Annotated in this window: 13 protein-coding genes and 4 pseudogenes; 15 read left to right on the top strand and 2 right to left on the bottom strand. The window is 70.6% G+C overall.

All coding sequences use genetic code 11. The annotated features are described in order from the left end of the window. Positions 1 to 270: pseudogene (locus tag B9S58_RS38530) on the bottom strand (IS200/IS605 family accessory protein TnpB-related protein); the annotation flags it as partial. A gap of 244 nt (positions 271 to 514) precedes the next feature. On the opposite strand from B9S58_RS38530, the pseudogene B9S58_RS30780 reads away from it, so the two are divergent. From B9S58_RS30780 to B9S58_RS30770, 3 genes and pseudogenes are all read left to right on the top strand, one after another. Beyond that, positions 515 to 874 (top strand): annotated as a pseudogene (locus B9S58_RS30780) (radical SAM protein); the annotation flags it as partial. Positions 875 to 1,029: 155 nt separating this feature from the next. Next, a complete protein-coding gene (locus B9S58_RS30775) occupies positions 1,030 to 2,616 on the top strand; it encodes an alpha/beta hydrolase (RefSeq protein ID WP_103535217.1) in 1,587 nt (528 codons plus the stop codon). Between the two features lie 92 nt (positions 2,617 to 2,708). Beyond that, positions 2,709 to 3,272: a GNAT family N-acetyltransferase gene (locus B9S58_RS30770; RefSeq protein ID WP_103535216.1), complete on the top strand. Its 564-nt coding sequence runs from the start codon at positions 2,709 to 2,711 to the stop codon at positions 3,270 to 3,272. Here the strand turns inward: B9S58_RS30770 and B9S58_RS30765 are convergent. Beyond that, positions 3,250 to 3,822, bottom strand: a complete 573-nt coding sequence (locus B9S58_RS30765) for an adenylosuccinate lyase (protein WP_374935722.1) — start codon at positions 3,820 to 3,822, stop codon at positions 3,250 to 3,252. The genes B9S58_RS30770 and B9S58_RS30765 overlap by 23 nt on opposite strands. Before the next feature lie 369 nt (positions 3,823 to 4,191). Between B9S58_RS30765 and B9S58_RS30760 the strand changes: the two genes are divergently transcribed. The 12 genes and pseudogenes from B9S58_RS30760 to B9S58_RS38295 form a co-directional block, all read left to right on the top strand. Continuing rightward, on the top strand, positions 4,192 to 5,973 hold the full coding sequence (locus B9S58_RS30760) for a 3-hydroxyacyl-CoA dehydrogenase family protein (RefSeq protein ID WP_103535215.1): 1,782 nt from the start codon (positions 4,192 to 4,194) through the stop codon (positions 5,971 to 5,973). Positions 5,974 to 6,064: 91 nt separating this feature from the next. After that, the gene (locus tag B9S58_RS30755) at positions 6,065 to 6,883 is read left to right on the top strand and encodes a TetR family transcriptional regulator (RefSeq protein ID WP_103535214.1); all 819 of its coding nucleotides are present in this window, start codon (positions 6,065 to 6,067) and stop codon (positions 6,881 to 6,883) included. Positions 6,884 to 6,948: 65 nt separating this feature from the next. Then, complete coding sequence (locus B9S58_RS30750) at positions 6,949 to 7,746, top strand: GNAT family N-acetyltransferase (RefSeq protein ID WP_103535220.1); 798 nt, start codon at positions 6,949 to 6,951, stop codon at positions 7,744 to 7,746. A 353-nt stretch (positions 7,747 to 8,099) separates the two neighbouring features. Continuing rightward, positions 8,100 to 9,461 (top strand): crotonyl-CoA carboxylase/reductase, encoded by a 1,362-nt coding sequence (gene ccrA, locus B9S58_RS30745; RefSeq protein WP_103535213.1) that lies wholly within the window; start codon positions 8,100 to 8,102, stop codon positions 9,459 to 9,461. 9 nt (positions 9,462 to 9,470) lie between these two features. After that, a complete protein-coding gene (locus B9S58_RS30740) occupies positions 9,471 to 11,483 on the top strand; it encodes a protein meaA (RefSeq protein WP_103535212.1) in 2,013 nt (670 codons plus the stop codon). Continuing rightward, positions 11,480 to 12,502 (top strand): CoA ester lyase, encoded by a 1,023-nt coding sequence (locus B9S58_RS30735; protein ID WP_258045143.1) that lies wholly within the window; start codon positions 11,480 to 11,482, stop codon positions 12,500 to 12,502. The genes B9S58_RS30740 and B9S58_RS30735 overlap by 4 nt, the downstream gene beginning before the upstream one ends. A 2-nt stretch (positions 12,503 to 12,504) precedes the next feature. Further along, positions 12,505 to 13,041 (top strand): MaoC family dehydratase, encoded by a 537-nt coding sequence (locus tag B9S58_RS30730; protein ID WP_103535211.1) that lies wholly within the window; start codon positions 12,505 to 12,507, stop codon positions 13,039 to 13,041. A 48-nt stretch (positions 13,042 to 13,089) separates the two neighbouring features. Beyond that, positions 13,090 to 14,295 (top strand): acyl-CoA dehydrogenase family protein, encoded by a 1,206-nt coding sequence (locus tag B9S58_RS30725; protein WP_103535210.1) that lies wholly within the window; start codon positions 13,090 to 13,092, stop codon positions 14,293 to 14,295. A gap of 180 nt (positions 14,296 to 14,475) precedes the next feature. Next, complete coding sequence (locus B9S58_RS30720; RefSeq protein WP_030588983.1) at positions 14,476 to 15,123, top strand: phosphatidylserine decarboxylase; 648 nt, start codon at positions 14,476 to 14,478, stop codon at positions 15,121 to 15,123. Then, positions 15,110 to 15,973: a CDP-diacylglycerol--serine O-phosphatidyltransferase gene (pssA, locus tag B9S58_RS30715; protein ID WP_181009515.1), complete on the top strand. Its 864-nt coding sequence runs from the start codon at positions 15,110 to 15,112 to the stop codon at positions 15,971 to 15,973. Before B9S58_RS30720 ends, pssA begins: the two co-directional genes overlap by 14 nt. A 282-nt stretch (positions 15,974 to 16,255) precedes the next feature. After that, positions 16,256 to 16,784, top strand: a pseudogene (locus B9S58_RS40070) (hypothetical protein); the annotation flags it as partial. Continuing rightward, positions 16,764 to 17,189: pseudogene (locus tag B9S58_RS38295) on the top strand (serine/threonine-protein kinase); the annotation flags it as partial. The pseudogenes B9S58_RS40070 and B9S58_RS38295, both read left to right, overlap by 21 nt. Between the last annotated feature and the right edge of the window lie 109 nt (positions 17,190 to 17,298).

Genomic DNA, 17,298 nt, shown 5'->3' with positions numbered 1-17,298 from the left:
CTCCAGCGACCGGATGTGTGCGGCCTGGCAGCGACGGGCGAGCGCCCACTGATCATGACTGGCCTTGGTGATCGCCCCGGCGATCCGCGACGACGACACCTTCGTCAGCCCCCGCTTACGCGCAGCCCAGGAATCAGCACCAGGTTCCAGACCCTGCGCGCAGCGAACCTTCAGGTCACGTGAAGCGAGCACGCCCTGATGTTCACCGACCGCCCGCAGCACCCGCTCATCCTGCGGGGTGAGGTGTTTGAGACGGTCCCGGACCGCCACCCCCGAAGGTCCGGGCACCACGAACGGGCCGCCAACGCGCGCACACCATCCACCACCACACCCCCGCCCCAAAGCCGTGCAACCTGTCACCCGGCACAACGAGCAACCATCATCAAGGTCACCCATTCGACCCCAGAACACCCGTACCCGGTTTCCCGCCCTCACCCGTCACACCACCGGACCCACCCCCTGGCGCCACAACCCACTCACGCACACCAAACCAGCAACAGCTCACAACTGAGGGGCCCCGGTCATCCCGTTCCTCGGCGACCGCCCGGAGCAGTTGCGCGCCACCGTCGCCGCCGTCGCGAAGGCGGGAGCGGCCTCGGTGACCCCGCTGGTGCTGCATCTGCGCCCCGGCGCGCGCGAGTGGTACCTGCACTGGCTGGGGCAGCACCACCCGCGTCTGGTGGAGCGCTACGAGCGGATGTACGTGGACGGGGCGTACGCCCCCACCTGGTACCAGCGCCGGATCACGCGTCAGGTGCACGAGCTGGCGGACGAGTTCGGGATCGGCCCGGCGCACCGGGGCGAGGCCCGGCGGATCGGCCCGGCTCCGGCCGCTGCACCGGAGCCGGGACCCACCCAGCTGACCCTGCTGTGAGGTCCGCGTCGGAGTCCGGGGGACCGCGCGCAGGGCCGATGGCGTGACCGTACGGGTCGACTCCGCGCGGAACGGATCCGTCCGCCGGGGAATTCGGGGAGCATGCGGCGGGGACCGGTGATCCGGCGCCGCGTCCCGCCACCCCGGGAGGCCCCATGACAAAACGTGCAGGAATCCTGGTCGCCGTCGGTGCGACCGTCGCCGGTCTGCTGACCGCCGCGCCCGCGCCGGCCGCCGCCACCGCGGCAAGCGCACCGCCCGCCCCGAAGCTCAAGTGGACCGACTGTCCGACCGAGAGGTACCCGACGCTCCAGTGCGCGAAGGTCCGCGCCCCGCTGGACCACCGCCGGCCGTCGGGCCGTCAGGTCACGCTCGCCCTGTCCCGCATCCCGCACACCGCGAAGACCTTCCAGGGCCCGCTGCTGGTCAACCCGGGCGGTCCGGGCGGCAGCGGCCTGTCGATGGCCGGGTTCGTGGCGTCCTCGCTGCCGAAGAAGGTCGCCGCCCAGTACGACGTGATCGGCTTCGACCCGCGCGGGGTCGGCAGGAGCACCCCGGCCCTGAACTGCCTGCCCGGACACTTCGATCCGGTGCGCCCGGACTCGGTGCCGGACTCCTTCCGCTCGGAGCGGATCAACCGCGACCGGGCGGAGTCCTTCGCCAGGGCCTGCGGGGAGAAGCACGGCGACGTGCTGCCGTACATGGACACGGTCAGCGCCGCCGAGGACCTCGACGTGATCCGCCGGGCGCTGGGCTCCCGGCAGATCAACTACTTCGGCTACTCCTACGGCACCTACCTCGGCGCGGTCTACGCCAAGCTGTACCCGGAGCGTGTGCGCCGCCTGGTCCTGGACTCGGTCGTCGACCCGGACGACGTCTGGTACGAGGGCAACCTCGGCCAGGACCCCGCGTTCGACGACCGCCACAAGGCCTTCGCCGCCTGGGTCGCGAAGAACGACGCCGCGTACGGCCTGGGCACCGATCCGGCAGGTGTCGAGGCCGCCTGGTACCGGATGCGGGCGGACGTGGCACGGGAGCCCGCGGGCGGCACGGTCGGCGCGAGCGAGCTGGAGGACACCTTCCTGCCCGGCGGGTACTACAACGGCTACTGGCCCTACCTCGCCGAGGCGTTCGCCGCGTACGTGAAGAACCGGGACGCCGAGGCGCTGGTCGAGGTGTACGAGAACTTCGGCGCGGTCGACGCGAGCGGCGACAACGGCTACTCGGTCTACACCGCCGTCCAGTGCCGTGACGCCGGCTGGCCCGAGCACTGGAGCACCTGGCGCAACGACAGCCGCCGGATCCACAAGAAGGCGCCGTTCATGACCTGGAACAACACCTGGTACAACGCGCCGTGCGCGAACTGGCCGGTGGCGCCGCTGCGCCCGGTCCGGGTGAACAACCGTCAGCTGCCCCCGGCGCTCATCCTCCAGGCCACGGACGACGCGGCGACCCCGTACGGCGGCGCGGTCAGCATGCACCGCAAGCTCAAGGGCTCCAGCCTCGTCGTGGAGGAGGGCGGCGGCAACCACGGCATCACGCTGAGCGGCAACGACTGCCTGGACAAGCACCTGACGGCCTATCTGACCGACGGAACGGTCCCGCGCGGCCGGGGCGGGGCGGACGCGGTCTGCGCCGCTCTCCCGGACCCGGAGCCGCTGCCCGCCGAGAAGGCGGCGGCCCAGTCGGTGGACAACAGCAAGGGCAGCCGCCTGCACGGCCTGCTCGGCTTCCGCCACTGAGCCTGACGGGCCCGCCCCGGCCGCCCGGCCGGGGCGGGCCCACCGGAAAACAGGGCGCGCGCTTCACGGGTCGCACGCGAGGATGGACCGCCATGAGGCACTCCACCACTCCCCCGCGCCCGGCCGGCACCACCGTCCGCGACATGCGGATCGAGGACTGCGAGGCGGTCGCCACGATCCGGGTGCGCGGCTGGCAGCACGCGTACCGGGGCATGATTCCGGGGCCGTACCTGGACGCGATGGACATCGGCCGCGAGACCGAGCAACGACGCGCGCACTTCGCCGAACGCGGCGATACCGTCCACGTGGTGGCGGAACGGCCGGACGGCGCGGTGACCGGCTGGGCCTGCACCGGCCCGCACCGCGCCGCGGGCCGCCTGCTGCCCGGCTGCGAGCTGTACGCGATCTACGTGCTGCCCGAGCACGTCGGGACCGGGACCGGCCGCGCCCTGCTGACCGAGCTGACGGCCCGCGCCGCCGTCGCCGGTTCTCCCGGCATGGCGCTGTGGGTGCTCCGGGAGAACGCGGCGGCGCGCCGGTTCTACGAGCGGGCCGGGTTCCGGCCGGACGGGGCGGAGGAGGACTTCGCGGCCGGCGGGGTCATGGTGCCGGAGGTGCGCTACGTCCGCCCGCTCACCGCTCCGGCAGCCGGCTGAGCGCCTCCGCCGCGGCCGGGCCGAGGCGGGGATGCGGGAGGGCCGCCGTGAGGACCGGGCGGGCCTGTTCGTCGGCGAGGTGGCCGAGGCCCTCGACACAGGCCAGGGCCACGCGCCAGTGGGGGTCGCCGGGGGCCAGCAGGCGTTGGAGGGTGACGACCAGGGCGGGGACCGACTCGGGAGCCCGCAGGTCGGTCAGCAGGCGCACCGGGTGCAGGGCGTAGGCGGTGCGCAGGGCGTTGGTGGCGAGGGCGGCGGCCGCCCTCGGGGTGCGGGGGTCGTTGAGGCGGGCCAGGGCGTGGGCGGCGGATACGCAGCGCTCGGGGTCGCGGTGGTTGAGCAGCAGCACCAGCGCCTCGAATGCCCGCCGGTCGCCCGCGCAGCCGAGCCGGAAGGCGGCCATCTCGCGGGCCCACAGGGGCCGGTGCGGCTCCACGAGGACCAGGGCCAGTTCCTCGGGGTCCTCGGTGGCGACGAGCCGGGCGTACTGCGGTGACCCTGCCGCCTCGGGTTCCAGCCGGTCCATGAGTGAACGGAACTCCTCATCCATGACGCTCAGCGTATCGACGGACACGTTCCGTGCGGGCCGCATCGGGGAGTCATCGCGGAGTCCATGTGGTCCAGGGCACAAGGATCCAGGGGTGGCGCGCTCGTTACTCGCCAGTTAGTCTCATCTGAGCGGGGCACACTCCCCGCAGGCTCCGGTGGCCTGGTGACGCAGCCATCCGGAGTGCTTGTCGGTTCGGCTTTTCCGTGCGACGCGGCTCCGGGACAGAGTCCGTCACCCCTCACGGCCGGGCGCGCCTCTCGCGCGTCGGCCTCGTGCTCCACGACACGCAACTTCCGCACGCCACGCGCCGCTCCCTCATCGCCGCGCGTTCCGTGCTCCCCCAGTCGTCACTCACTCTGGAGTCCCGTGATGGACACCCCTCTCTCCACCATCGCCGTCGTCGGCCTCGGCACCATGGGCACCGGCATCGCCGAGGTCCTGGCCCTGGCGGGCCGCGAGGTCATCGGCATCGACATCAGCGAGGCGGCCGCCCTGGGGGCCGTCGCCTCCCTCGAAACGTCCACCGCACGGGCCGCGAGCCGTGGACGGATCACCGAACAGGAGCGGAGCGACGCCCTGGCCCGGTTCCGCACGTCCGACGAACTGCGCACCGCCGCCGAGGCCGAGCTGGTCATCGAGGTGGTGCCCGAGACGTACGAGATCAAGCAGCAGGTGTTCCGGGAGCTCGACGCGATCGTCTCCCCCACCGCGATCCTGGCGACCGGCACCAACGCCCTGTCGGTGACCCGGCTGGCCGCCGAGTCCCAGCACCCCGAACGCGTCCTCGGCCTGCACTTCTTCAACCCGGCGCCCGCGATGAAGCTGGTCGAGGTGGTCTCCTCGGTGCTGACCGCGCCGCCCGCCGTCGAGGCCGTCACCAAGCTGGCCCGGGAGCTGGGCAAGGAGCCCGTCGCGGTCGGCGACCGGCCCGGGTTCGTCGCGGACGGGCTGCTCTTCGGCTATCTCAACCAGGCCGCCGCGATGTACGAGTCGCACTACGCCTCCCGCGAGGACATCGACGCCGCGATGAAGCTGGGCTGCGGGCTGCCGATGGGCCCCCTCGCCCTGCTGGACCTGATCGGGATCGACACCGCCCGTACCGTCCTGGAGGCGATGTACGCCGAGTCCCACGACCGGCTGCACGCCCCGGCCCCCGTCCTCGGGCAGCTCAGCGGCGCGGGCCTGACCGGCCGCAAGGCCGGGCGCGGCTTCTACACGTACGACGCCCCGGGCGGCCAGGACGTGGTGCCCGACGCGCTGACCCCGGCGGCGGACGCCGCCTCCGGGGCCGGGCGCGATGTGGCGTCCGTCGGCGTCGCGGGCTCCGGCACCATGGCCTCCGGGATCGCGGAGGTCTTCGCGAAGGCCGGTTACGGCGTGGTGCTGGCGGCCAGGTCCCAGGAGAAGGCCGACGTCGCCAAGGGCCGGATCGCGAAGTCGCTGGAGCGTTCGGTGGCCAAGGGGCGGCTCACCGCCGGGGCCCGGGACGAGACGCTGGCACGGATCACGGCGGCCGGTTCGCTGGACGCGTTCGCCGAGGTCGACCTCGCCGTCGAGGCGGTCGCCGAGGACCTGGAGATCAAGCAGCAGCTGTTCGCCGCGCTGGACAAGGTCTGCCGGCCGGGCGCGGTGCTCGCCACCACCACCTCCTCGCTGCCGGTCGTCGCCATCGCCCGGTCGACCGCGCGCCCCCAGGACGTCATCGGGATGCACTTCTTCAACCCGGCGCCCGCGATGAAGCTGGTCGAGGTCGTCCGTACGGTCCTGACCGCCGACGATGTGCACGCCACGGTCCGCGCGGTGTGCGCGAAGATCCGCAAGCACCCGGTGGACTGCGGGGACCGGGCCGGGTTCATCGTGAACGCGCTGCTGTTCCCGTACCTCAACAACGCGATCAAGATGGTCGAGGAGCACTACGCCTCGCTGGACGACATCGACGCGGCGATGAAGCTGGGCGGCGGCTACCCGATGGGTCCGTTCGAACTGCTCGACGTGGTCGGTCTGGACGTCTCGCTGGCCATCGAGAAGGTGCTGCACGCGGAGTTCCGCGATCCGGGCCTGGCTCCCGCGCCTTTGCTGGAGCACCTGGTCGCCGCGGGCTGCCTCGGCCGCAAGACGGGGCGCGGCTTCCGCGAATATGCCCGTCGCTGACCCGGGAGCCGGGTGGGGCGGGCTGCTGGGACCCTCCGGCGGCCCGCCCCCGCAGGCGCGCTCTCCTGCGCCGATGCGTTACGTTCATGCCATGTCCCAGCCCGCCAAGTCACCCCGTGCCACCGCCGCGACCGACGCCCCGGAGACCACCACCGCGGGGACGCGCGCCGCCGCCCAACGGCTCAAGATGCGCCGCGAACTGGCCGCCGCCGCGATGGAGCTCTTCGCCACGAAGGGCTACGAGGCAACCACCGTCGACGAGATCGCGGGCGCCGCGGGCGTCGCCCGACGGACCTTTTTCCGCCACTTCCGCTCCAAGGAAGAGGCCATCTTCCCGGACCACGACGACACCCTCGTCAGGGCCGAGGCCGTCCTCAACGCCGCCCCCGCGCACGAGCACCCGCTCGACACCGTCTGCCGCGGCATCAAGGAAGTCATGAAGATGTACGCGGCCAAGCCCGCCGTCTCCGTGGCCCGCTACAAACTGACCCGTGAGGTGCCGACCCTCCGGGAGGCCGAGATCGCGTCGGTGGCCCGCTACGAGCGGCTGTTCACCCGCTATCTCCTGGGCCACTTCGACGAGCGCGACCACCATGTGGGCAACGACGACCCGCTGCTCGCGGAGGTCGCCGCGTCCGCCGTGGTCACCGCGCACAACCATGTGCTCCGCCGCTGGCTGCGGGCGGGCGGCCAGGGCGATGTGGAGGCCCAGCTCGACCGCGCCTTCGCCATCGTGCGCGACACCTTCGGCACGGGCATCGGAGCGGGGCGGACCGCGGGGGCCGAGCCCGAGCGGGCCCCTGCCGCGACGGTGGCCGCGGACGGCGAGGTCCTTGTGGCGGTGGCGCGCACCGACGCCCCGCTGGACGAGGTCATGCGGACGATCCAGCAGGCGCTCAAGGAGCGTTGAGGGTCCCTGCGGGCCGGGGCGTGAACCCGTTCGCGGTGGCCCCGGGCCCGTGGTGTGGTTCGCCCATGCGAACCGATGAAGTACGTGACCTGTACGACCGCACGATGCGGGAACACGCCTGCGCCGAGGGCCCCGGGGTCGGGGTGGAGCGCGCCGGGCCCCTGGTGCGCCAGGTCGGCGGCCCCGACGACTGGAACGGGGTCGTCTGGTCGGACCAGGCACTGGACACCGCGGGGGCCGACGCGGCGATCAGGGCCCAGATCGAGCACTACACCGCGCTCGGCCACGAGGAGTTCGAGTGGAAGCTCTACTCCCATGACCGGCCGGCCGACCTGGGCGACCGGCTGCGGGCGGCCGGATTCGTACCGGATCCGCCGGAAACCCTGCTGGTCGCCCCGGTCGAGGCGCTGACCTCCCGGCCCGGGGCCGGGCTGCCCGATGGTGTCGTCCTGCGTCCGGTGACCGACGCGGCCGGGGTGGAGCTGATGGCGCTGGCCCACGAGCGGGCGTTCGGCACGGACGCGGGCCGGCTGCGCCACCAGGTGCTGGCGCGGCTGGAGCGGGCGCCGGACGACTTCGTGGCGCTGGTGGCGACGGCCGGCGGGGAGCCGGTCAGCTCGGCCCGTATGGAGCTGTACCCCGGCACCGGCTTCGCAGGTCTCTGGGGTGGCGGAACGGTCGCCGAGTGGCGCGGCAGGGGCCTGTACCGGGCCCTGGTCGCCCACCGGGCCACCGTGGCCGCCGAGCGCGGCTACCGCTACCTCCAGGTCGACGCGAGCGACATGTCGGCCCCGATTCTGGCCCGGCTCGGCTTCACGGCGCTCGGCACGACGACGCCGTATGTGTACCGACGGGCCGGGTAGCCGCCCGCCAGCAGGACAGAACGTCTCGTAGCGCCCATCGTGTTGCTCATGCGTGCCCACGAGATGACAAGTGAGAGAAATTGTTGGCACTGGGTGCCTTGTCAGGTGTCACAGAGTGCCATACGTTGAAGGTGTCCGGGCGGCCGGCGTGCTGAGACCTCACACGTACGCCGGCTGTCCCCGCAACCACCGTGCTGCGCGCCCGGACGCCTGCGTCACAGGCACCCTTCTGCTCCACCGGGCAAAGCCGAGCTCCACCCGCCGAACCGACGGCAAACACCTCCACACCGCACCCCCCTGCCAGCAGGGCCCCTCAAGCGTTCCCTCGACGCCGCATCACCGGAGGCAACACCGTGAAGGAAATCCTGGACGCGATCCAATCGCAGACTGAATCGAAGGGCGGCTCCGCCGCGGGCAGGGCTGCGGACTTCGCGGCCCTGCCCCTCCCCGAGTCCTACCGCGCGATCACCGTGCACAAGGACGAGGCGGAGATGTTCGCGGGGCTCGAAACCCGTGACAAGGACCCGCGCAAGTCGCTCCACCTGGACGACGTCCCGGTCCCCGAACTCGGCCCCGGCGAGGCACTCGTCGCCGTGATGGCCAGTTCGGTGAACTACAACTCCGTCTGGACCTCGATCTTCGAGCCGGTGTCGACGTTCAGCTTCCTGGAGCGCTACGGCAGGCTCAGCGAGCTGACCAAGCGCCACGACCTGCCGTACCACGTCATCGGCTCCGACCTGGCGGGCGTCGTCCTGCGCACCGGACCCGGCGTGAACGCCTGGAACCCGGGCGACGAGGTCGTCGCCCACTGCCTGTCGGTCGAACTGGAGTCCTCCGACGGCCACAACGACACGATGCTCGACCCCGAGCAGCGGATCTGGGGCTTCGAGACGAACTTCGGCGGGCTCGCCGAGATCGCGCTCGTCAAGTCCAACCAGCTGATGCCCAAGCCCCAGCACCTCAGCTGGGAGGAGGCCGCGGCCCCGGGCCTGGTCAACTCCACCGCGTACCGCCAGCTCGTCTCGCGCAACGGCGCGGGCATGAAGCAGGGCGACAACGTGCTGATCTGGGGCGCCAGCGGCGGACTCGGCTCCTACGCCACCCAGTTCGCGCTGGCCGGCGGCGCCAACCCGATCTGTGTCGTCTCCAGCCCGGAGAAGGCCGAGATCTGCCGTGCCATGGGCGCGGACGCGGTCATCGACCGCAACGCCGAGGGCTACAAGTTCTGGAAGGACGAGCACACCCAGGACCCCAAGGAGTGGAAGCGGCTCGGCAAGCGCATCCGCGAGCTGACCGGCGGCGAGGACGTCGACATCGTCTTCGAGCACCCCGGTCGCGAGACCTTCGGCGCGAGCGTCTACGTCACCCGCAAGGGCGGCACGATCGTCACCTGCGCCTCGACCTCGGGCTACAACCACGAGTACGACAACCGCTACCTGTGGATGTCGCTCAAGAAGATCGTCGGCTCCCACTTCGCCAACTACCGCGAGGCGTGGGAGGCCAACCGGCTCATCGCCAAGGGCAAGATCCACCCGACGCTCTCCAAGGTCTACTCCCTTCAGGACACCGGCCAGGCCGCGTACGACGTCCACCGCAACCTGCACCAGGGCAAGGTCGGCGTCCTGGCGCTGGCGCCGCGCGAGGGCCTGGGCGTGCGCGACCAGGAAATGCGCGAGCAGCACATCGACGCCATCAACCGCTTCCGCAACGTCTGAGGTTCTCCGATGAACGAACGTCAGAAGGACCGGCCCTGGCTCATGCGGACGTACGCCGGTCACTCGACCGCCGAGGCGTCCAACGAGCTGTACCGCCGCAACCTCGCCAAGGGCCAGACGGGTCTCTCGGTCGCCTTCGATCTGCCGACGCAGACCGGATACGACCCGGACCACATTCTCGCCCGCGGCGAGGTGGGCCGTGTCGGTGTTCCCGTCTCGCACCTCGGTGACATGCGGCGGCTGTTCCAGGACATCCCCCTGGAGCAGATGAACACCTCGATGACGATCAACGCGACCGCCATGTGGCTGCTGGCGCTCTACCAGGTGGTCGCGGAGGAGCAGGGGGCCGACCCCGACAAGCTCCAGGGGACCACGCAGAACGACATCGTGAAGGAGTACCTCTCGCGCGGGACGCACGTCTTCCCGCCGGTGCCCTCACTGCGGCTGACCACGGACATGATCACGTACACGGTCAACCGCATCCCCAAGTGGAACCCGATCAACATCTGCAGCTACCACCTCCAGGAGGCGGGGGCCACCCCGGTCCAGGAGATCGCGTACGCCATGTCGACCGCCATCGCGGTGCTCGACGCGGTCCGCGACTCGGGCCAGGTGCCCGAGGAGAAGTTCGGTGACGTGGTCGCCCGGATCTCGTTCTTCGTGAACGCGGGCGTCCGCTTCATCGAGGAGATGTGCAAGATGCGCGCCTTCGGCCGCATCTGGGACCGCGTCACGCGCGAGCGCTACGGCATCGAGAACCCCAAGCAGCGCCGCTTCCGCTACGGCGTCCAGGTCAACTCCCTCGGACTGACCGAGGCCCAGCCGGAGAACAACGTCCAGCGCATCGTCCTGGAGATGCTGGCCGTCACCCTCTCCAAGGACGCCCGCGCCCGCGCCGTACAGCTGCCGGCCTGGAACGAGGCGCTGGGCCTGCCCCGGCCCTGGGACCAGCAGTGGTCGCTGCGGATCCAGCAGGTCCTGGCGCACGAGAGCGATCTCCTGGAGTACGAGGACATCTTCGCCGGTTCGCACGTCATCGAGACAAAGGTGGACTCGCTGGTCGAGGAGTCGCTGGCGGAGATCGACCGGATCCAGCAGATGGGCGGCGCGATGGCGGCCGTCGAGTCCGGCTACCTCAAGTCCGAGCTGGTCTCCTCGCACGCGGCCCGGCGGGCCCGGATCGAGGGCGGCGAGGAGAAGATCGTCGGCGTCAACATCTACGAGAGCACCGAGCCCAACCCGCTCACCGCCGACCTCGACGGCGCGATCATGACGGTCGACCCCGAGAACGAGGCCCGGGTCGTCGCCGCCCTGCACGAGTGGCGGGACAACCGCGACGAAGCGCGCGCCTCCGAGGCACTGGCCGCGCTGAAGAAGGCCGCCGCGGGCACCGAGAACATGATGGAGGCCACCGTCGAGTGCGCCCGCGCGGGCGTCACCACCGGCGAATGGTCCTGGGCGCTGCGGGACGTCTTCGGCGAGTTCCGCGCACCCACCGGGGTCTCCTCGGCCCCGGTGGCCGTCACCGCCGAGCCGGGCAGCACACTCGCCCTGGTCCGCGAGAAGGTCACCCGCACCTCCGCCGACCTGGGCGTGGGTCGGCTGCGCCTGCTGGTCGGCAAGCCGGGCCTGGACGGGCACTCCAACGGCGCCGAGCAGATCGCCGTACGGGCCAGGGACGCCGGGTTCGAGGTGGTCTACCAGGGCATCCGGCTGACCCCCGAGCAGATCACCGACGCGGCGATCGCCGAGGACGTGCACTGCGTCGGCCTGTCGATCCTGTCCGGCTCGCACGCCGAGCTGGTGCCCGACGTCCTGCACCGGCTGCGCGAGGCCGGGGCCCCGGACATCCCCGTGATCGCGGGCGGCATCATCCCGCCGGCCGACGCCGCCGCACTCATCGAAGCCGGTGTGGCCGCCGTCTTCACCCCGAAGGACTTCGGCATCACCGAGATCATCGGCCGTATCGTCGACGAGATCCGGAAAGCGAACGAGCTCGACCCTCTGGAGGTCCCCGCATGACCACGCCCGCCCACCCGTCGCCCGCCACCACCCCGGCACAGAGCGGCCATGCCGCGCCCCCCTCGTGGAACCGGCTGCGCCCCCGGCGCTCGTGTCTGGCCGTGCCGGGCTCGAACCCGCGCTTCCTGGAGAAGGCCCAGGGCCTCCCGGCCGACCAGGTCTTCCTCGACCTGGAGGACGCCTGCGCGCCGCTCGCCAAGGAGGGCGCCCGCCACCACATCGTGGACGCGCTGAACAACGGTGACTGGAGCGGCAAGACCCGGGTCGTCCGGGTCAACGACTGGACGACGCACTGGACGTACCGGGACGTCATCACGGTCGTCGAGGGCGCGGGTCCGAACCTCGACTGCATCATGCTGCCGAAGGTCCAGGACGCCCAGCAGGTCGTGGCGCTCGACCTGCTGCTGACCCAGATCGAGAAGACGATGGGCTTCGAGGTCGGGAAGATCGGCATCGAGGCGCAGATCGAGAACGCCAAGGGCCTGGTGAACATCGACGACATCGCCGCCGCCTCGCCGCGTCTGGAGACGCTGATCTTCGGCCCGGCCGACTTCATGGCCTCGATCAACATGAAGACGCTGGTCGTCGGCCAGCAGCCGCCCGGCTACCCGGCGGACGCCTACCACTACATCCTGATGCGCATCCTGATGGCGGCCCGTACGCACGACCTCCAGGCGATCGACGGCCCGTTCCTCCAGATCCGTGACGTGGACGCCTACCGCGAGGTGGCCGGACGCGCCGCCGCTCTCGGCTTCGACGGCAAGTGGGTACTGCACCCCGGTCAGGTCGACGCGGCCAACGAGGTGTTCTCGCCCTCGCAGGAGGACTACGACCACGCCGAGCTGATCCTCGACGCCTATGACTGGTGCACCTCCGAGGAGGGCGGCAAGAAGGGCTCCGCGATGCTCGGCGACGAGATGATCGACGAGGCCAGCCGCAAGATGGCGCTGGTGATCGCGGGCAAGGGCCGGGCCGCCGGCATGCAGCGCACCTCCAAGTTCGAAGCCCCGGAGGCCTGATCATGCAGTTCGGACGCACCTTTGAGGAGTTCGAGGTCGGTGCCGTCTACAAGCACTGGCCCGGAAAGACGGTCACGGAGTACGACGACCACCTCTTCTGCCTGCTGACCATGAACCACCACCCGCTGCACATGGACAGCAATTACGCGGAGAAGACGACCGACTTCGGGAAGAACGTGGTCGTCGGCAACTACATCTACTCGCTGCTGCTCGGCATGTCGGTGCCGGACGTCTCCGGAAAGGCCATCGCCAACCTGGAGGTCGAATCGCTCAAGCACATCGCGCCGACCTTCCACGGCGACACGATCTACGGCGAGACGACCGTGCTGGACAAGACCCCGTCGAAGTCCAAGAACGACCGCGGCATCGTGTACGTCGAGACCAAGGGGTACAAGCAGGACGGCACCGTGGTCTGCGTGTTCCGCCGCAAGGTGATGGTCCCCACCGAGACGTACATCAAGGAGCGCGGGAGGGGGCACCTCCCTGGCCATTCAGACCTTGGGGGAGAACAGCCGGGCCGCCCGACGCCGTCCAACTAACCGTGTGAAGCCTCAAGGCCACCGCGTGAAGCCACAGGAGAAGCAGCCATGACGCGACTCGCCCAGACCGCCGGTCTGAACGACATCCAGCGGGAAATCCTCGCCACGGTCCGGGATTTCGTCGACAAGGAGATCATTCCGGTCGCGACCCAGCTGGAGCACCGCGACGAGTACCCCACTCACATCGTCGAGGGGCTCAAGGAACTCGGCCTGTTCGGGCTGATGATCCCCGAGGAGTACGGGGGGCTGGGTGAGTCGCTGCTCACCTACGCACTGTGCGTGGAGGAGATCGCGCGCGGCTGGATGAGCGTGTCGGGCATCATCAACACGCATTTCATCGTGGCCTACATGCTCAAGCAGCACGGCACCCAGGAGCAGAAGGACACGTTCCTGCCGCGGATGGCACTCGGCGAGGTGCGGGGCGCGTTCTCGATGTCCGAGCCGGCGCTCGGCTCGGACGTCTCGGCGATTTCGTCGAAGGGCGTCAGGGACGGCGAGGAGTACGTTCTCAACGGCCAGAAGATGTGGCTGACGAACGGCGGAACGTCCAATCTGGTGGCCGTTCTCTGCCGAAGTGACGAAGGCCACCCCGAGGGCACCGCGCCCCACAAGTCGATGACGACCTTCCTCGTCGAGAAGGAGCCCGGCTTCGGAGAGGTCCGGCCCGGCCTGACCATCCCCGGAAAGATCGACAAGATGGGCTACAAGGGCGTCGACACGACCGAGCTCATCATGGACGACCTGCGCATTCCGGCCAATCGCGTCCTCGGGGGCACGACGGGCCGAGGGTTTTACCAAATGATGGACGGCGTCGAAGTCGGGCGGGTGAATGTCGCCGCGCGTGGCTGCGGCGTCGCACAGCGTGCATTCGAACTGGGCGTTTCGTACGCACAGCAGCGCCACACCTTCGGCAAACCGATCGCCCAGCACCAGGCGATCCAGTTCAAACTGGCTGAAATGGCCACCAAGGTCGAAGCCGCTCATGCGATGATGGTCAATGCGGCACGCAAAAAGGACTCCGGGGAACGAAACGACCTGGAGGCAGGGATGGCGAAGTACCTCGCCTCCGAGTACTGCAAGGAAGTCGTCGAGGACGCCTTCCGCATCCACGGCGGTTACGGCTTCTCCAAGGAGTACGAGATCGAGCGCCTCTACCGCGAGGCCCCGATGCTGCTGATCGGTGAAGGTACCGCCGAGATCCAGAAAATGATCATTGGCCGGCGCCTCTTGGAGGAGTACCGATTCCAGGGCTGATTGCCCCTTTCGAGGGGATTTGGTGGCGAAGAACATCACACCGAGTCATCCTCGGCGGGTGCCTTTCCGCCGTCCGACTCGGCTGCTGGCTTGCCCAGTTGCGCCCGGCAACCGATAGCATCGCCGGAAAGCCGCCGTCCCCCGTTGCCAGCGCGGCATCATCCGCTACGAAGGTCATCCATGCCCGACAGCCCTATCTCTGCACCCCGCGGCGGGGTCCGCATCGCCCGCGGAGCATCGCCGTGGCTCCTGCCGACCGTCGCCACCGCAGCCCTCAGCCTGGCCCGCGCCCGCAAGTCGGGCCGCTGGGCGGCCGTGGCCGTGCCCACCACCGCGCTCGCGGCGGGCATGCTGTGGTTCTTCCGTGACCCCGAGCGCGAGATCACTGACGGCCGGGTCATCTCCCCGGCCGACGGTGTGGTGCAGAGCATCATGCCGTGGAAGGACGGGCGCACCCGCGTCGCGATCTTCATGAGCCCGCTCAACGTCCACGTCAACCGCGCGCCGCTGGCGGGCACCGTGACGTCGGTCGAGCACATCCCGGGCGGGTTCGTTCCGGCGTTCAACAAGGAGAGCGAGAACAACGAGCGCGTTGTCTGGCACTTCGACACCGAGCTCGGCGACATCGAGATGGTGCAGATCGCGGGAGCGGTCGCCCGTCGGATCGTGCCGTACCTCCCCGAGGGCACGAAGGTGGAGCAGGGCGAGCGCATCGGCCTGATCCGCTTCGGCTCACGCGTGGACATCTACCTCCCGGAGGGTATCGATGTCGCGGTCGAGGTCGGTCAGGCCACCACCGCGGGGGTGACTCGAATTGACCGTGATTGATCCTGATACCAAGGCCGGCTGGGTACCGGAGGCCGCCGAGGAGAGCGACGCCGACGGCACGGAGGACATGCCACTGTCGATGCGGCTGTCGATAGCGGACACACTCACGCTCGGTAACGCGACGTGCGGGTTCATGGCGGTGTACTTCACCACCACGGGCATTCTGATCCCGCACCTCACGGGCAGCGACGAGACGGGCATGGCCCGGCACTCGGCCGCCACCGCGGTGATCCTCATGCTGATGGCCGCGATCTTCGACCTGTTCGACGGTCTCGTGGCGCGCAAGCTGCGCTCCTCGCCGATGGGCGCCGAGCTGGACAACCTCTCGGACCTGATCAGCTTCGGGCTCGCGCCGGCCTACTTCGTGCTCGTGTACGGCATGGTCGCCGACGACGCCCATCAGCGGGTATCGGCGCTGGCGGCGATCGTCGTGTTGCTGGCGGTGGTCCTCAGACTCGCGAGATTCTCCTGCGTGACGCTGAAGGACGGCATGTTCCAGGGCATGCCGAGCCCCTTCGGAGCGCTGACGGTCGTCTCGATCGTGCTCCTGGAGCTGCCCTTCCCGCCCACCCTCCTGGCGATCGTCGGTGTGGCCTGGCTGATGGTGAGCCGGGTGGAGTACCCGAAGCCGCGGGGCATCCTCGCGGTGGCGATGCTCGGCTGGATCGTGGCCGCGATGGGACTGCTCGCCGCGTGGGCGTTCGACGCGCCGGGCGGTCAGCTGCTGCTCCAGACGGGCTGCGCGCTCCAGGTGGTGCTCGGCGCGGTGATCCCGCTGTTCGCCACGGCGCGACGGGTGAACACGTTCCGTGACAACCGGCGCGAGGCGCGGGCGGCACAGCTGCCGTAGCGGCGGGACGACGGACAGGCGACAACAGGGCGAGGGCCCGGATGCTCCACGGCATCCGGGCCCTCGTGCGTTCCCGTCACGCCCGGGAGGGCGGCTCGATGCCACCTACCACCGCGCGCGCCGCGCCGCCAGAGGCGAAGCCCTCCCGGTGGCTGAGAGGTTTCGGCACCGAGGTGAGTACCGGTTCCCGTCCCTCCGCCGTACCCGGCTTCTAGAATCGCCTCGCAACCGACACCCGGGCCATGTCCGCCAGGGTGCGGTCCGGGGACCAGGGGGGCCGGGATGAAGCTCATACCGGTGGGGACACGCGTGGTGACGGTCGCGGCGGCGGGGGTGCTGCTGGCCGGATGCGGTGGGTCGGCGTCGAAGGACGGGGACGGGCCGGATCCGGGACGGAGCGGGTCGGCGAAGCAGGGCGGCCCGGCGCCCGACGGCGAGGAGACGGGGGCGACGGGGAAGCCGAACGCCAAGGAGTCCAACGCTGCCGGGAGCGCTGCCCAGCGCCTACGAGTTCACGCCGAATCCGGCGCGGGTGCCGAAGAACGCCGCCCAGGCCCGGAAGCTGACGCGCAATGCCGCGCTCGGGGAGGCCGACTGGACGGCGGGGATGGTCCGGCACGCACCGTACGAGAGCGGCGGCACCTGGCCCGTGCTGGCGGACTCCTGCGTCTGGAGCCGCTCCGCGCTGCCCGACGGCGTACTGGACAGTTTCACGCGGCGGCTGGACGTACCGGCGCAGGACGGCAAGGGCCGGGTCCAGGGGGCGGTGACCGTGACCGTGCGCCGGAGCGTGGCGGGCGCCGACACGGAGGCGCCGGCCCCCTGGCTGGCGACCGAGTTCGTGCCGGGGCCCGCCCTCGGCGAGGCGGTCGGCGGCGGGCCACTGCCGGAACGCGGGGTGCGGGCGCTGGGCTCGATGCTCGCGGAAGCACTGGAGGCCGTCCACACGGCGGGGCTCGTGCACCGGGACGTGAAGCCCGGCAATGCGCTGCTGGGCCTTGACGGGCCCCGGCTGATCGACTTCGGGATCGCGCGGGCCCTGGACGACACCGTCCTCACGGCGACGGACGTCATCGTCGGCTCCCCCGGCTTCCTCTCGCCCGAGCAGGCGCAGGGGCGGCGGATCGGCCCGGCGAGCGACGTCTTCTCGCTGGGCTGCGTCCTGGTGTACGCGGCCACCGGCGGGCGGCCGTTCGGCACCGGCCCGGTGGAGGCGTTCTTCGTCTACCGAGTGGAGCGGGGCCGCTTCCGGTACGTCGGGATGGACGGCCGGAAGGTCTGACCAGTCGGCCCCCTCAGCGCGGGAAGGCGTACGGGCACGGCCG

Origin of the sequence: Streptomyces sp. SM11, assembly GCF_002910905.1 — a bacterium.
Lineage (GTDB): Bacteria > Actinomycetota > Actinomycetes > Streptomycetales > Streptomycetaceae > Streptomyces.
This window is presented reverse-complemented; position numbering and strand designations above follow the sequence as displayed.

Bases quoted from the DNA above. Each gene is read 5' to 3' on its own strand.
- B9S58_RS30775 (WP_103535217.1), top strand. From the start codon at position 1,030: ATGACAAAACGTGCAGGAATCCTGGTCGCCGTCGGTGCGACCGTCGCC.
- B9S58_RS30770 (WP_103535216.1), top strand. From the start codon at position 2,709: ATGAGGCACTCCACCACTCCCCCGCGCCCGGCCGGCACCACCGTCCGC.
- B9S58_RS30765 (WP_374935722.1), bottom strand. From the start codon at position 3,822: ATGGATGAGGAGTTCCGTTCACTCATGGACCGGCTGGAACCCGAGGCG.
- B9S58_RS30760 (WP_103535215.1), top strand. From the start codon at position 4,192: ATGGACACCCCTCTCTCCACCATCGCCGTCGTCGGCCTCGGCACCATG.
- B9S58_RS30755 (WP_103535214.1), top strand. From the start codon at position 6,065: ATGTCCCAGCCCGCCAAGTCACCCCGTGCCACCGCCGCGACCGACGCC.
- B9S58_RS30750 (WP_103535220.1), top strand. From the start codon at position 6,949: ATGCGAACCGATGAAGTACGTGACCTGTACGACCGCACGATGCGGGAA.
- B9S58_RS30740 (WP_103535212.1), top strand. From the start codon at position 9,471: ATGAACGAACGTCAGAAGGACCGGCCCTGGCTCATGCGGACGTACGCC.
- B9S58_RS30735 (WP_258045143.1), top strand. From the start codon at position 11,480: ATGACCACGCCCGCCCACCCGTCGCCCGCCACCACCCCGGCACAGAGC.
- B9S58_RS30730 (WP_103535211.1), top strand. From the start codon at position 12,505: ATGCAGTTCGGACGCACCTTTGAGGAGTTCGAGGTCGGTGCCGTCTAC.
- B9S58_RS30725 (WP_103535210.1), top strand. From the start codon at position 13,090: ATGACGCGACTCGCCCAGACCGCCGGTCTGAACGACATCCAGCGGGAA.
- B9S58_RS30720 (WP_030588983.1), top strand. From the start codon at position 14,476: ATGCCCGACAGCCCTATCTCTGCACCCCGCGGCGGGGTCCGCATCGCC.